Source organism: Rhodococcus sp. EPR-157 (genome assembly GCF_001647195.1).
Lineage (GTDB): Bacteria > Actinomycetota > Actinomycetes > Mycobacteriales > Mycobacteriaceae > Rhodococcoides.
The window spans coordinates 1-11,820 of sequence record NZ_LVCV01000049.1 but is presented as its reverse complement, the minus strand read 5'-3'; the positions used below and the strand labels follow the sequence as shown (position 1 = coordinate 11,820).

Sequence of the window (11,820 nt, the reverse complement as noted above, 5' to 3'; positions counted from 1 at the left end):
GGTGGTCGGCGACGTCGTCGTCGAACAGCGCGGCCGCGAGATCGTCGCGCTGGCCTGATGGGCGAACTCGACGAACGGATCAGCTGCCGGCGTCGGGTGAATACGTCTGCAGCGCCGAACCGTTCTGCCAGTAGTCGAGAAGATTGATCGCCAGCTCTCGATATGCTTGCGCGCCCTTGCTCTTTCGGCCCGACAGTACGGTCACACCCGACGCGGACGCCTCGGCGAACCGGACAGTGCGTGGGATCGGCGGCGCCAGCACCGGGAGCGCGTAGCGATCCGAGACATCGCTGAGGACGTCACGGCTGTGCGTCGTGCGCGCGTCGAACAGCGTGGGTAGTGCACCCAGCAAGGTCAGTTCCGGATTGGTGATCTGCTGTACCTCGGAGACGGTGCGCAGGAGTTGTCCGACTCCCCGGTGCGCGAGAGTCTCGCACTGAAGAGGTACCAGCACCGAGTGCGCAGCGGTCAAACCGTTCAAAGTCAGAACGCCGAGTGACGGCGGACAGTCGATGATCACTACGTCGAAATCATCGAGAACCGAAGCAAGAGCGCGCTTCAGCGCGTATTCCCGGCCTGCACGCATGAGCAGCAACGCCTCGGCACCCGCCAGATCGATCGTCGCGGGCAGCAAGACAATTCCCTCGTCGGTTTCGACCAACACATCGGCGATTGCTGCGTCACCGGTGAGCACCTCGTGCACCGAGGACTGCAGTTTGTCGGGATTGTGTCCGAGCGAGAAGGTGAGACACCCCTGAGGATCGAGATCCACCACGAGAACTCGTTGATCGTGCGCGTGCAGCGCCGCCGCAAGAGATGCCACCGTGGTGGTCTTCGCGACGCCGCCCTTCTGGTTGGCAACCGCCAGTACTGTCGTCACACCCTTGATCCTTGCCTACTCGGACGCGTGGAGCCAGACAGAGGTGGTTGTGGGCGCGTCGAGAGAGTCAGTGAAGCAGCACCGGCTTGGACGCGTCTGTGCCCTCGACCGGCGTGATCTTCTTTCGTGGCAGGAAGAACGCGGGGACGAAGGTGAGCACGATGAGAACGAGCGCGACCATGAACGTCGTTCCGAAAGCGCTCGCCGAGATGTCGAGTGCATCGGTGGGCGAGGTCGCGTTCGCGGCATTCTTCAACTGATTGGTCAGGACAACGGACATCACGGCAGTACCGATCGAACCCGCAGTCTGCTGGACGATGTTCATGAGCGTCGACCCGCGGGCGACGTTGTGATCGGTCAGTGTCTGCAGCGCCGCCGTCATGATCGGCATCATCGTCGAACCGAGGCCCATGCCCATCACGAACAACGCACCCAGAAGGACGACGTACGACGTATCGGCACCGACCTGAGTGAATACAGCCATTCCTGCGGTGATGAGCACCATTCCGCCGAGAACGATCTTGCCCGGCCCCATCCGGTCCGCAAGCATGCCCGCGATCGGCATCGTCAACATTGCGCCCAGTCCCTGCGGTGCGAGCAGCAAGCCGGCTGCAAGAGTCGTCTCGCCACGAATCTGGAGGAAGTAGCTGGGGAACAGCAGCCCTGCACCCATGAACGCCACCGTGAACAGCACGGTCGTGAGAACTGCCACGGTCAGCGCGCGATTGGCGAACAGACGTAGGTCGATCAGCGGATGCTCGGTTCGAAGCGCGTGGAAGACGAACAGCACCACCAGTACCGATCCGATGATCGCCGGCGCGAGAACCCGCGTTGCCAGCACCGTTTCGGTTTCGGGTATCGAGGAGACGCCGAACAGGAACAATGCCAGGCCCGGCGACAGCATGAGCATGCCCCGGAAGTCGAACGCTTCCGACGGAGTCGGGTTGTCCTTCGGGAATATCACGATCGCGGCGACCAGTGCGACGGCGCCGATCGGGACGTTGATGAGGAAGATCCAGTGCCAACTTGCGGCCTCGAGCAGCCATCCGCCGAGGATCGGCCCGCTGATCGGCCCGAGCAGCATCGGCACACCGAGGACCGCCATTACTCGCCCGATCCGTTCCGGCCCCGCGGCACGAGTCATGATCGTCATTCCGAGCGGCATGAGCATGCCGCCACCGAGGCCCTGCACGACGCGGAACGCGATCAACGTGGTGATGTCCCACGCAAAACTACACAGCACCGAGCCGAGCACGAACAGGATGAGGGCGGTGATGTACAGGCGCTTGGTTCCGAATCGGTCCGCCGCCCATCCGGTCAACGGAATCACGGTCGCGAGCGCCAGCGTGTACCCCGTCATGGTCCATGCAGCCGTCGCGTAGGTCGCGTCGAATACCTCCATGAACGTCGGCAATGCAACGCTGACGACGGTGACATCGAGGATGGACATGATTGCACCGAGAACAACCACGCCGGCGACCTTCAGAACGGTTGAATCGAGCTTGTCCGGGGTGCCCGGAGCCGGTCCGGACGTTCCTGCGTGCGTCATGTGAAGAGTCCTTCGTGTTGTGGCGAGCAGGACTACTGCAACACCGGGCGGCCGGACGACCCGACACAGTATTCCCTTCGCGGCCGCGCGGCTCAATCCATTTTGTGAGGTATCTTTCCTGGTGCCTGTGACACCCGACACGGCTTCGATTATTGGGCACGGCATCATTGCGACCATGAAGACAACTCCCCCGCGACCCGCCGAAACGCCCGGCGCTCCTGGACGTGTCGTGCTCCTGCGTCACGGACAGACCGAATGGGCCACCACCGGACGGCACACCGGCACTACGGATGTGCCGCTGACAACCGTCGGCGAACATCAGGCAGCAGCGGCGGGTCTGCTCGTCGGCGAGTTGGATCTTCGGACGCCTCTCGTCATCAGCAGCCCCCGATCGCGTGCGCTTCGAACAGCTCGACTGGCGGGCCTTACCGTCGAGCGGGAATGGGATGCCCTGGTCGAGTGGGACTACGGCGACTACGAGGGTCTGACGTCTCCCGAGATACAGCAGACTGTGCCGAACTGGACAGTGTGGACGCACCCATGTCCAGGTGGCGAGTCGATCGACCAGATCAGCGCGCGAGCCGACCTCGTCCTGTCCGTCGTCCTCCCGGCGTTGAGGGAGCGAGACGTCGTTCTCGTCGGCCACGGCCACTTCTCGCGAGCCCTGCTGACACGGTGGTTGGAACTACCGGTCTCGGAGGGCAAGCGGTTCGCGATGTCCCCCGCTGCGTACTCGGTACTCGGCTTCGAACACTCGTACCGACAGCTCGTGGTCCACAACATCCACCCATCGGTGCGTACCGGACGCGACCGGGAGCCTGCCCGATGATCAGGCGCGCAACGGCGGACGACGTATCGGCGATCACCGGACTGATCTACGAGCTCGCCGACTACGAGAAGTCGCTCGACCAGTGCTCCGTGCGCCCCGAACAGGTGCACGCGGCTCTGTTCGGGACGAATCCTTCCGTGTTCGCGCACGTCGCCGAAGTCGACGAAACCGTCGTCGGCGTCGCATTGTGGTTCCTGAACTTCTCCACCTGGGACGGAGTCAACGGAATCTACCTCGAAGATCTCTTCGTCCAGCCGGCGTTTCGCGGCTCCGGACTCGGCACCGAGCTCCTGGCCGCATTGGCCGCGGAGTGCACCAGAAACGGGTATACCCGGCTGAGTTGGTGGGTTCTCGACTGGAACGCGCCGTCCATCGGCTTCTACGAGTCGCTCGGAGCTGTGGCTCAGGACGAATGGACGACGTTCCGGATGACCGGTGACGCTCTTGCCGCGTTGGCTGCCCGCACCACCCCTGCCGACTAGGACTTACAAGTCCTCGTCGACGTGAGCGTATTCGGCGGCCATCCATCTCGACGACGGCGGGCTGAAGAGCAGGACGAGAATTGCGACCACGCACGTTCCGAGGAGTATTCCGTACAGAGGCTGGTGCGAATCGGTGAGCAAGGACCACACGACCGGCAGCAGCAGCAACTGCACGACGAGCGCGATCGCCCTCCCCCAGCGCTTGCCGAGTATCAGAGCGACGCCGGCTGCACCGACGACGGCACCCACGACAGCAAACCACCCCGCAGTTCCATAGCCGTTGGCCACTTCGTCCTCGACGCCATTGACCGCGCGTGTCAGGAGGACGACGGATGCGGCCAGCGCAACGGCACCTTCGAGCGCCACGAGTACACCGGCGGCCCTGAACGCCGGAGGTGGCACCTTGGGCAGAAGTGGCGTCGACACTCGGTCAGCCTAGAACACCGGTTCCGCAGGGCAGGTCAGGACAGGAGCCCGCGAATCGACCCACTAGGCTCGTATTCCGTGCGCGCGCTCCTGATCGTCAACCCGAATGCGACGTCGACGACCCCAGCTGCTCGGGACCTGTTGGCGCACGCTCTGTCCAGTCGGGTGCGGGTCACGGTCGCACATACGACTCATCGAGATCACGCAGCCGAGTTGGCGCAGCAGGCCCGCGAGGACGGCGTCGGGCTGGTGATCGTCCACGGCGGTGACGGCACCGTCAACGAGGTGATCAACGGCCTTCTAGGCGTGCCACTGCCGACATCGATGCGTGCGGTCACGATCGGCGCGATCCCTGCCCTGGCGGTGGTACCCGGCGGCAGTGCGAACGTGTTCGCCCGATCACTCGGCATCCACGCCGACCCGGTAGCGGCCACCAACCAATTGATCGATCTGCTCGCCGCGCGGTCGAGAAGAACGATCGGCCTCGGCCACTGCGACAACCGCTGGTTCACGTTCAACGCCGGCCTCGGTCTCGATGCGGAAGTGTGCCAGGCGATCGACGCAGGCCGGAAGGACGGGGGTCCGGTGTCTGCGACGCGCTATGTGCGTGCGGCCGTGAAGGCGTTCTTCAGAAACAAACGCCACGATCCGAAACTGACTGTCGAAATTCCCGATCACGATCCGGTAACGGGCATTCATTACGCCTTTGTTTCCAACTCGAGTCCGTGGACCTACCTCAACGAACGCCCGGTTCATACCAATCCAGGAACCTCGTTCGATACCGGACTCGGACTGTTCGCCATGACCACCACCCGAGTGCTTCCGAGTCTGAACGTATCGCGTCAGCTACTGTCACACGGCTCGGAACCGAAGTCTCGCAAGCTCTTTCGGGTGGACGATGTCCCACACATTCGGATCACCGCCAGCGAACCGATCGGACTTCAGATGGACGGGGACTACCTCGGACTACGAACCGAGGCGGACTTCTTCGCCACTCCGTCCGCGCTGGAAGTCATCGCTCCGCAACCGGACTGAACCCCTGGCCGCGGACTGACACGAACGGGACAAAATGGGCGCCGTATGCCCGCTCACCGCGTGTTTGCTGGAAAAACCTCTGCGCGATCCCGACCGAACGGGTACAAAGGAGCGCAGGACGGTTAAGCCAGCCTAACAGAGTGAGCTTGACCACGGACACACGGCTATCTCTTGACTTCCCCTAAGTTCGTGAAAGCATTCACAAGCAACAGTGCGGAAACATTGGATACGCACGAGTGAACATCAGCTGACAAATGTAAGTACAGAAAACGAAACGGCGCCTATGGCGCCCGGTAAGGAGCAGAGGATGGACTGGCGCCACAAAGCGATCTGTCGCGACGAAGACCCGGAGCTATTCTTCCCAGTAGGGAACAGCGGCCCGGCGCTTGCGCAGATCGCCGATGCCAAGGTCGTCTGCACGCGGTGCCCTGTAACCGCTGAGTGCCTGTCGTGGGCACTCGAGTCCGGCCAAGATGCCGGCGTGTGGGGTGGAATGAGCGAAGACGAGCGCCGCGCGCTCAAGCGTCGCAATGCACGCACGCGAGCACGGAGCTCCGTCTAGCCACATCCGGCGACCGCGTGAATCGAACCCCTTCAGGGTTCGGACGCGAAGCCCAACAAAGCAACAGAACCCGGCTCTCTTCAGGGGCCGGGTTCTTTGCTGTCCCTACCCTTTTCGGTGCGAAGACGGCGCGACGACGGAATGAGTCACAGACGGTGCGCCCTTGCGGCCGAGTGGAACCCGAAGCGATGCATCCGTACCGCCCCCTGCTGCCGGATGCAGTCCGAGCGATCCGCTCAGTTCGACGGAGACGAGCGTTCGCACGATTTGCAGCCCCAGCCCCTCCGCCTTCTCCAGTGAGAATCCGGGAGGCAGGCCGCGACCGTCGTCGTGGATGACGACGTCCAACCACCGCGCCGATCGATCGGCGGAGATCCGCACGACCCCCGCGGACCCCGCGTCGAAGCCGTGCTCCATGGCGTTCTGCACCAGTTCGGTCAACACCATGACCAGCGGAGTCGCGCGCTCTGCAGAGAAAACGCCGAGCCTGCCCTCGCGTACCACTCGCACGCGCGGATTGACCGTGGCGATATCGAGCATGATCGGGACCAGACGATCCACGATCTCGTCGAGATCGACTTCCTCGTCGACCGACATCGACAGCATCTCGTGAACGAGTGCGATGGAAGTCACTCGACGCACCGACTCCGAGAGCGCGACACGAGCCTCGGCGTTCTCCAACCGCCTCGACTGCAGTCGCAGGAGCGCTGCAACCGTCTGCAGGTTGTTCTTCACTCGATGATGAATCTCCCGAATGGTGGCATCCTTGCTCAGCAAGGCCCGATCACGACGTTTGACCTCCGTGACGTCGCGAACGAGCACGATCGCGCCCACCGACCGCCCGGCCGGTCGGAGTGACAGCGTTCGAATCAGCACGGTTGCGCCCCGAGCATCGGCCTCCATGCGGTGTCCTTCACTGCCGGACAGCGAGGCACGAATATGGTCGGCGATCTCCTGGGAATCGAACGGATCGGTGATGAGCGACCGCGTGACCGAGGCCAGATCGCGCCCGGACAGTTCGGTGGCCAATCCCATTCGGTGATAGGCAGACAGAGCGTTCGGGCTGGCGTAGACAACCCTGCCCTCGGTGTCGAGACGGATGAATCCGTCGCCTGCGCGAGGCGAAGAATTGATATCGGTTCGTTCGTCGGGCGTCGGAAACGTGCCCTCGCTGATCATCCTGGACAGGTCGTCGGCGCAATCACGATAGGCGATCTCGAGCGCGCTCGGCGGCCGCTGGCGAGTCGGGTTGGCGTCACGGGTGAGAACCCCGATGACGTGCTCTCCGCACCGAACCGGAACGCTCTCCGTGTCGGCACCGTCGCCGCCGACGATCTGGCGCGTGATCAGCGAATCGATGACGTTCGGATGCTGCGCCTCGGACACGACCGCACCGACCATGTCCTGGGTGAACACCGTCGGCGCCGTCGTCGGTCTGCACTGTGCGACACACAGAACCTTTGCGTCCGGGCTGCCCTCGACGTCGTCGGTTCCTACCCACAGCAGAAGGTCGGCGAACGACAGGTCGGCCAACAGTTGCCACTCGCCGACCACACGCTGCAGATGGTCGACTGCTTCGCCGGACAGGTCGGTGTGTTCGGCGAGAAGGTCACTGAGTGTCGACACGACAGCCGACGACTAGGACACGACGGCGATAAGATCGCCCTGCTGGATCACGTCGCCCACGTTCACATCGATCTTGCTGACGGTGCCTGCAGTCTCTGCCAGGACCGGGATCTCCATCTTCATGGACTCCAGGACGACAAGGGTGTCCCCTACCGCGACGGTGTCTCCTTCGGTGACCACGATCTGGAACACGGTCGATACCATCTCCGCGCGTACGTCCTCGGCCATGACAATTCCTCTCGTTCACTTCGCTGTTTCGCAGCTGGTTTCGACACCCGTGAGGGCACAGCCGGTCACACGTGAAAGACTGTAGTGAACAAGTAGAGAGGAGCTCATCATGGGTAAGCGTGGGCGCAAGAAGCGCAGTCGCAAGAACAACAAGGCAAATCACGGCAAACGTCCGAACAGCTGACGAATCGCCGCGAGACACAGCGAAGGCCGGGAAGCACTGCTTCCCGGCCTTTCTGATGTTCTCGTACGACTCAGTCGGTCTCGGTCTGCTTGATGAAAACCGTGCGCCTGATCTCGATACTGAGCCGCTCGCGCAACCCTGCAGGTGCCTGATCGCCTCCGCACTTGCGGCTGATGAGACTCTTGACCTTCTCCTCGATGCCGTAGGCGGCGAAGCAGGAACCGCACTCGTCGATGTGGCGCTGTAGCCGAGCTCGGCTTCCTTCGTCGCACTCGTTGTCCAACATCAGCCAGACGTCGGCGATGACCGCCGAGCAGTCGAGCCATTCGAACTGCTGATTCATCGCGTCCGCTTCTTCGTTCGCATCCGATGTCACTGCGAGACCTCCTGCTCGTGCGCATCCACCGCACCGTTGCGATTGAAACCACGTTCACGCGCCACATCCGACAGCAGGCCCCTCAACTGCTTGCGCCCGCGGTGCAGCCGTGACATCACGGTTCCGATCGGTGTGCCCATGATCTCGGCGATCTCCTTGTACGGAAAGCCCTCGACATCGGCGTAGTACACGGCCATGCGGAATTCTTCCGGCAACGACTGCAACGCTGCCTTGATGTCGTCGTCCGGCAGCGCGTCGAGTGCTTCGACCTCGGCGGACCGCAGACCGGTCGAGGTGTGTTCGGCCGTAGCAGCGAGCTGCCAGTCGGTGATCTCCTCGGTCGGGTACTGCGCTGGTTGGCGCTGCTTCTTCCGATACGAGTTGATGTAGGTGTTCGTCAGAATGCGGTAGAGCCACGCCTTCAGGTTCGTACCCTCGCGGAACGATCGGAACGCGGAATACGCCTTGATGTACGTTTCCTGGACCAGATCCTCGGCGTCTGCCGGGTTTCGGGTCATCCGCAATGCGGCGCCGTAGAGCTGGTCGAGCATCGGGAGCGCGTCGCGCTCGAAACGCTCGGTCAGATCCGCGGCCGATTCCGCTGCCGACTCGGCCGCCACCTGAGCTGGGCGCTCGACTTCCTCCACACTGATCCCTTCGGTAGCCCTGTTCGACCAGGTTACCGCGGGCACAGAGATGTCTTTCACGTAGATCGCGCTCGACTCGACAGGGCGCACCCGTTCGATCGTCGTCCGCTCGGTCGTCGCGACTGCCACAGCCGATCCCTTCCTTCCACATTTCATGTACCTGTTTCGAACACCACACTCGCGCTCGGTGTTCCCTGGCTCGAAGTGGTGTGCGGCATCACGCTCGCTACTGTGGCCTCATGTCCGGAGCATCGACACCTGCACTCGCTCTGTTGCTCGGGCAGAAAGTGGGCCACCGTGTGCACTCCTACGATCACGATCCACGGTCCGAGTCGTTCGGTACCGAAGCCGCGGACGTGCTCACCGACCGCCTCGGCGTCGTACCCGAGCAAATATTGAAGACACTCGTCATCAGGTGCGCCGACAACTCACTTGCAATTGCAGTCCTGCCCGTCACCGCGACCTTGTCACTCAAGAAGGCCGCGTCCGCGCTCGGCACCAGGAAGATCGTCATGGCCGACCGGATCGAGGCCGAGCGAACGACCGGGTACGTCTTCGGTGGAATTTCGCCGCTCGGGCAGAAGCGATCACTCGCCACCGTGGTCGACGTATCGGCATTGCAGTGGGACCGCGTGCTGTGCAGCGGCGGACGGCGTGGCCTGGAAATCGAACTCGATCCCCGTGATCTGGTTCGACTCGCCCACGCTGTGACAGCTCCCGTCGCGACACGCTGATCGCCGATGCGCAAGGATAGTGCTGTGAGTACCTGGCCCGCACCGACGTCGTCGTTCCCCGTCCACGCGACGGTCACCCTGCCTGGATCCAAGTCCATCACGAACCGGGCCCTGATCATCTCGGCTCTGGCGTCCGCTCGATCGACCGTGACCGGAACGCTCCGAAGCCGCGACACCGACTTGATGATCTCGGCACTACGCGAAATCGGAATCGACATCGACATCGATTCGACCGACCCGACATCGCTGACCGTGCACCCCGGCGCGGTTCGAGGCGGGACCGTCGACTGCGGCCTGGCCGGCACCGTGATGCGATTTCTGCCTCCACTCGCGGCCCTCGCCACCGGAACAGTGTCCTTCGACGGCGACGAACAGGCCCGAACGCGCCCCCTGGACACCATCCTGGGCGCCTTGCGTGCCCTCGGCGCCGACGTGGACGGAGATGCGCTCCCGTTCACGGTGACGGGCACTGGAAGCCTGCGCGGCGGGACCGTCGACATCGACGCATCGGGCTCGTCCCAGTTCGTGTCCGGTCTGATGCTCTCGGCCGCACGGTTCGACGAGGGCATCACGATTCACCACGTCGGCAAGCCCGTTCCTTCCATGCCGCACATCGAGATGACCGTCGACATGCTGCGTCACGCAGGCGTCGTCGTCGATACTCCAGCAGACAGCGGCGAAGCCGACACCTGGCGAGTACATCCAGGTCCGGTCGACGCCGTCGATTGGGTGATCGAACCCGATCTGTCCAATGCAACGCCGTTCCTGGCCGCTGCCGCCGTCACCGGTGGTGAGGTTCGGGTGCCGAACTGGCCGTCGTCGACGACACAGCCCGGAGACGCGATCCGCCACATCTTGGAGTCGATGGGCGCTGCAGTAGAGCTCGACGCGGGCACACTCGTCGTCCGAGGACCGAAGACCCTGCGCGGTCTCGATATCGATCTGCACGACGTCGGCGAACTCACCCCCACCGTCGCAGCACTTGCCGCGCTGGCCGACGGTCCGTCGCACTTGCGCGGAATCGCGCACCTACGCGGTCACGAGACCGACCGACTAGCAGCCCTGGTGACCGAGATCGGCAGACTCGGGGGGAACGCCGTCGAGACCGACGACGGACTCGACATCACTCCGGTCGAGTTGCACGGGGGCGTATGGCAGGCCTACGCGGATCACCGAATGGCTACTGCCGGTGCAATTGTCGGACTCGCGGTTCCAGGGGTTCACGTCGACGACATCGGTACGACCTCGAAGACCCTGCCCGGATTCGAACTCCTGTGGGCCGACATGCTCGCAGGTTCGCCGGCCCATGAAGGGTCGTCGTCCTGACTCGCCGCTACGACGAGTCGGATGTCCGGATCCGTCCGGGCAAGAGTTCGCGACCCCGGACCAAGACGCGGCCAGATCATGCCGATGCCGAGTCCGGCATGGTGGTGTCGGTCGACCGTGGACGCTGGGGCTGTGTGCTCGGTGGTGACCCCGCGCGTCCGGTCGTCACCATGCGAGCCCGTGAACTCGGCCGCACCCCCATCGTCGTCGGCGATGACGTCGACATCGTCGGCGATCTCTCCGGCAAAGTGGACACCCTCGCAAGAATCGTCCGCGTGTCCGAACGCCGTACGGTATTGCGCCGCACCGCCGACGACACCGATCCGTACGAGCGAGTGGTCGTTGCCAACGCCGAGCAACTTCTCATCGTCGCGGCCCTGGCTGATCCCCCGCCCAGGACCGGTTTCGTCGAGCGCGCGTTGGTCGCCGCATTCGTCGGCGGACTGAAGCCGATCCTGTGCCTCACCAAGAGCGATCTCAAGGATCCGTCCGAATTCGCCGCGGCATTCGCCGACCTGGACGTCCCGGTGGTCCTTGCCGGACAGAGCGAGGATCTGACCGAATTGACTGCGACACTGAACAACACCGTGACCGCGCTGATCGGTCACTCCGGCGTCGGAAAGTCCACTCTCGTCAACCGATTGGTGCCTGACGCGCACCGCGCCACGGGCGTAGTGTCCGGCGTCGGCAAGGGACGGCACACCTCCACGCAATCGGTGGCTCTACCACTGCCCGGCGGGGGTTGGGTGGTCGACACCCCAGGAATTCGCTCGTTCGGGCTTGCTCACATATCACCTGAGGACGTCGTGGCGGCCTTCTCCGACCTTGCCGACGCCATCGAGAACTGTTCGCGAGGATGCACTCACCTCGGTCCCCCGGCCGATCCCGAATGCGCGCTCGACCAACTCACGGGCGACGCGGCTCGGCGCGTTGCTG

Annotated in this window: 15 protein-coding genes; 8 read left to right on the top strand and 7 right to left on the bottom strand. The window is 63.6% G+C overall.

What is annotated here, in order from left to right; translation table 11 throughout:
* Window positions 1-79: 79 nt before the first annotated feature.
* Together A2J03_RS02105 and A2J03_RS02100 are read right to left on the bottom strand one after the other, a co-directional pair.
* The gene (locus A2J03_RS02105) at window positions 80-880 is read right to left on the bottom strand and encodes a ParA family protein (protein ID WP_068369072.1); all 801 of its coding nucleotides are present in this window, start codon (window positions 878-880) and stop codon (window positions 80-82) included.
* A gap of 67 nt (window positions 881-947) precedes the next feature.
* On the bottom strand, window positions 948-2,429 hold the full coding sequence (locus tag A2J03_RS02100) for a DHA2 family efflux MFS transporter permease subunit (RefSeq protein ID WP_068369069.1): 1,482 nt from the start codon (window positions 2,427-2,429) through the stop codon (window positions 948-950).
* A gap of 175 nt (window positions 2,430-2,604) precedes the next feature.
* Here A2J03_RS02100 and A2J03_RS02095 point away from each other — a divergent pair, with 175 nt between their 5' ends.
* Window positions 2,605-3,258: an acid phosphatase gene (locus A2J03_RS02095; protein ID WP_197480576.1), complete on the top strand. Its 654-nt coding sequence runs from the start codon at window positions 2,605-2,607 to the stop codon at window positions 3,256-3,258.
* A complete protein-coding gene (locus A2J03_RS02090) occupies window positions 3,255-3,740 on the top strand; it encodes a GNAT family N-acetyltransferase (protein WP_068369066.1) in 486 nt (161 codons plus the stop codon). Before A2J03_RS02095 ends, A2J03_RS02090 begins: the two co-directional genes overlap by 4 nt.
* 3 nt (window positions 3,741-3,743) lie before the next feature.
* Here the strand turns inward: A2J03_RS02090 and A2J03_RS02085 are convergent, their stop codons facing one another.
* On the bottom strand, window positions 3,744-4,166 hold the full coding sequence (locus A2J03_RS02085) for a hypothetical protein (RefSeq protein WP_068369063.1): 423 nt from the start codon (window positions 4,164-4,166) through the stop codon (window positions 3,744-3,746).
* Between the two features lie 78 nt (window positions 4,167-4,244).
* Here A2J03_RS02085 and A2J03_RS02080 point away from each other — a divergent pair, with 78 nt between their 5' ends.
* Together A2J03_RS02080 and A2J03_RS29640 are read left to right on the top strand one after the other, a co-directional pair.
* Window positions 4,245-5,201, top strand: coding sequence for a diacylglycerol/lipid kinase family protein (locus A2J03_RS02080; RefSeq protein ID WP_068369060.1), 957 nt, complete (start codon window positions 4,245-4,247; stop codon window positions 5,199-5,201).
* Window positions 5,202-5,508: 307 nt separating this feature from the next.
* Window positions 5,509-5,763: a WhiB family transcriptional regulator gene (locus tag A2J03_RS29640; RefSeq protein ID WP_026347946.1), complete on the top strand. Its 255-nt coding sequence runs from the start codon at window positions 5,509-5,511 to the stop codon at window positions 5,761-5,763.
* A gap of 105 nt (window positions 5,764-5,868) precedes the next feature.
* Here A2J03_RS29640 and A2J03_RS02070 read toward each other — a convergent pair whose 3' ends face one another.
* Window positions 5,869-7,389, bottom strand: coding sequence for a sensor histidine kinase (locus A2J03_RS02070; protein ID WP_068369054.1), 1,521 nt, complete (start codon window positions 7,387-7,389; stop codon window positions 5,869-5,871).
* Window positions 7,390-7,401: 12 nt separating this feature from the next.
* On the bottom strand, window positions 7,402-7,617 hold the full coding sequence (locus A2J03_RS02065; RefSeq protein ID WP_068369052.1) for a biotin/lipoyl-binding carrier protein: 216 nt from the start codon (window positions 7,615-7,617) through the stop codon (window positions 7,402-7,404).
* A gap of 109 nt (window positions 7,618-7,726) precedes the next feature.
* Between A2J03_RS02065 and A2J03_RS31985 the strand changes: the two genes are divergently transcribed.
* Entirely contained in the window at window positions 7,727-7,801 is a 75-nt protein-coding gene (locus tag A2J03_RS31985; RefSeq protein WP_099052202.1) for a 50S ribosomal protein bL37, read from the top strand.
* A 70-nt stretch (window positions 7,802-7,871) separates the two neighbouring features.
* On the opposite strand, the gene rsrA is transcribed toward A2J03_RS31985, so the two are convergent.
* Both rsrA and A2J03_RS02055 read right to left on the bottom strand, forming a co-directional pair.
* Window positions 7,872-8,144 (bottom strand): mycothiol system anti-sigma-R factor, encoded by a 273-nt coding sequence (gene rsrA / locus A2J03_RS02060; protein ID WP_068369078.1) that lies wholly within the window; start codon window positions 8,142-8,144, stop codon window positions 7,872-7,874.
* Between the two features lie 29 nt (window positions 8,145-8,173).
* Window positions 8,174-8,953 (bottom strand): sigma-70 family RNA polymerase sigma factor, encoded by a 780-nt coding sequence (locus tag A2J03_RS02055; RefSeq protein ID WP_442971313.1) that lies wholly within the window; start codon window positions 8,951-8,953, stop codon window positions 8,174-8,176.
* A 110-nt stretch (window positions 8,954-9,063) separates the two neighbouring features.
* Here A2J03_RS02055 and ybaK point away from each other — a divergent pair, with 110 nt between their 5' ends.
* The 3 genes from ybaK to rsgA form a co-directional block, all read left to right on the top strand.
* Complete coding sequence (ybaK, locus tag A2J03_RS02050) at window positions 9,064-9,558, top strand: Cys-tRNA(Pro) deacylase (RefSeq protein ID WP_068369075.1); 495 nt, start codon at window positions 9,064-9,066, stop codon at window positions 9,556-9,558.
* A gap of 6 nt (window positions 9,559-9,564) precedes the next feature.
* The gene (aroA, locus tag A2J03_RS02045; RefSeq protein WP_068369050.1) at window positions 9,565-10,884 is read left to right on the top strand and encodes a 3-phosphoshikimate 1-carboxyvinyltransferase; all 1,320 of its coding nucleotides are present in this window, start codon (window positions 9,565-9,567) and stop codon (window positions 10,882-10,884) included.
* A gap of 98 nt (window positions 10,885-10,982) precedes the next feature.
* The coding region (rsgA, locus tag A2J03_RS02040) for a ribosome small subunit-dependent GTPase A (protein ID WP_068369048.1) at window positions 10,983-11,820 on the top strand (838 nt) is incomplete at its 3' end.